General features: G+C 57.3%; 2 protein-coding genes. Both read left to right on the top strand.

Annotated elements, in window-relative coordinates:
• Positions 1–96: 96 nt before the first annotated feature.
• Positions 97–672: an elongation factor P gene (gene efp, locus RQ738_RS13050; RefSeq protein WP_314165733.1), complete on the top strand. Its 576-nt coding sequence runs from the start codon at positions 97–99 to the stop codon at positions 670–672.
• Positions 665–1,642, top strand: a complete 978-nt coding sequence (gene epmA, locus RQ738_RS13045) for an elongation factor P--(R)-beta-lysine ligase (protein ID WP_314165732.1) — start codon at positions 665–667, stop codon at positions 1,640–1,642. Before efp ends, epmA begins: the two co-directional genes overlap by 8 nt.
• The last annotated feature ends 57 nt before the right edge of the window (positions 1,643–1,699 follow it).

The following is a 1,699-nucleotide window of genomic DNA, read 5'->3' as shown; positions in this document are numbered from 1 at the left end:
CCCTCCAATTTCCAGAAAACTATCTCTATTGCTCCAAATTCGCTATATTTTTACCCACTAATTTTTCCGAAGAGCCGTAATTATTGAGAGGACAGCATGGCAAGCTACAGTACCAATGAATTTCGCAGTGGCCTTAAACTGATGATCGACGGGGACCCCTGCGCCATTGTCGAGAATGAATTTGTCAAACCGGGCAAGGGCCAGGCCTTTAACCGCGTCAAGATCCGTAACCTGAAGACGGGGCGGGTCATTGACCGCACCTACAAATCCGGTGAGTCTGTCGAGGCGGCGGATGTCATGGATACCGAGATGCAGTATCTCTATAACGATGGCGAGTTCTGGTATTTCATGGATCCGGACAGCTTCGAACAGGTGGGGGCCGATGAAAACGCCGTGCGTGATGCCATAAAATGGCTCAAGGAGCAGGATATGTACACGGTAACGCTGTGGAATGGCTCGCCGCTGACGGTGACACCGCCCAACTTTACCGTCCTCAAGGTCACGGAGACCGATCCCGGCGTGCGTGGCGACACCTCCGGCGGCGGCGGCAAGCCGGCGACCCTGGAAACCGGTGCCGTGGTACGCGTGCCGCTGTTTATCAATGAGGGTGAATTGCTCAAGGTCGATACGCGTACCGGTGAGTATGTCTCCCGCGCCAAGGAAGATGGCTGACAGCGATTGGCGACCGACGGCATCGTTACCGATGCTGGCAAAACGCGCGGCCCTGCTCCAGCAGATCCGCGCGTTTTTTCGTGCCCGTGACGTACTGGAGGTGGAAACCCCCGTTATGTCCGCGGCGGGCAATACTGATCCGCAAATCACCAGCTTTGTGACACATTACGCTGGCCCGGGCGCCCCGCCCGGTGGAAAGATGTTTTTACAGACCTCGCCCGAGTTCGCCATGAAGCGCCTGCTGGCCGCCGGCAGCGGGGCTATCTACCAGCTGTGCAAGGTGTTTCGCGATGGCGAGGCCGGGCAGCGACATAACCCCGAGTTCAGCATGCTGGAGTGGTATCGACCGGATTATGATCACCACCGCCTTATGGATGAAGTTGAGGCATTGCTCGTTGAGGTATTGCCCGGGCAGGTGCACGGTGCGCGGCGCATAAGCTATCAGCAGGCCTTTCTCGAGCATGCCGGTTTTGACCCCCTGGGCGCGGCGATGCCGGTTATACATGCTTGCGCACGCCACCACGGCCTGGCGGAAGTCGTCGGGCTGGATAACGAAGACCGGGATGGCTGGCTGGACCTGTTGATAGACCAGGTCGTGATGCCGAAGCTGGCGGGCATGGTCTTTATCTATGACTACCCGGCCTCGCAGGCGGCACTGGCTTGTATCAAGGCCGAAGACCCGCGCGTAGCCGATCGCTTCGAGTGTTTTGTGGACGGCATGGAGCTGGCAAACGGTTTTCGTGAACTGACCAATGCCCATGAACAACAACAACGCTTCCTTGCCGACAACCAGAAACGCGAAGCGGCCGGCTTGCCCGTCGTCCCCATTGACCGGCGGCTGATCGAGGCACTCGAAAACGGCATGCCGGCCTGTGCCGGTGTCGCCCTCGGCGTGGATCGGTTGTTGATGCTCAGCGTTGCTGCGGAATCAATTTCTGAAGTGTTGACGTTTCCGGTTGGCAGGGCGTGAAGTGATGATTGATGATTGATGATTGATGATTGATGATTGATGATTGATGATTGATGA

It is taken from the genome of Sulfuriflexus sp. (assembly GCF_032250955.1).
GTDB lineage: Bacteria > Pseudomonadota > Gammaproteobacteria > AKS1 > AKS1 > Sulfuriflexus.
The sequence above is the reverse complement of the archived record's forward strand: the minus strand, read 5'-3'. Positions and strand labels throughout refer to the sequence as shown.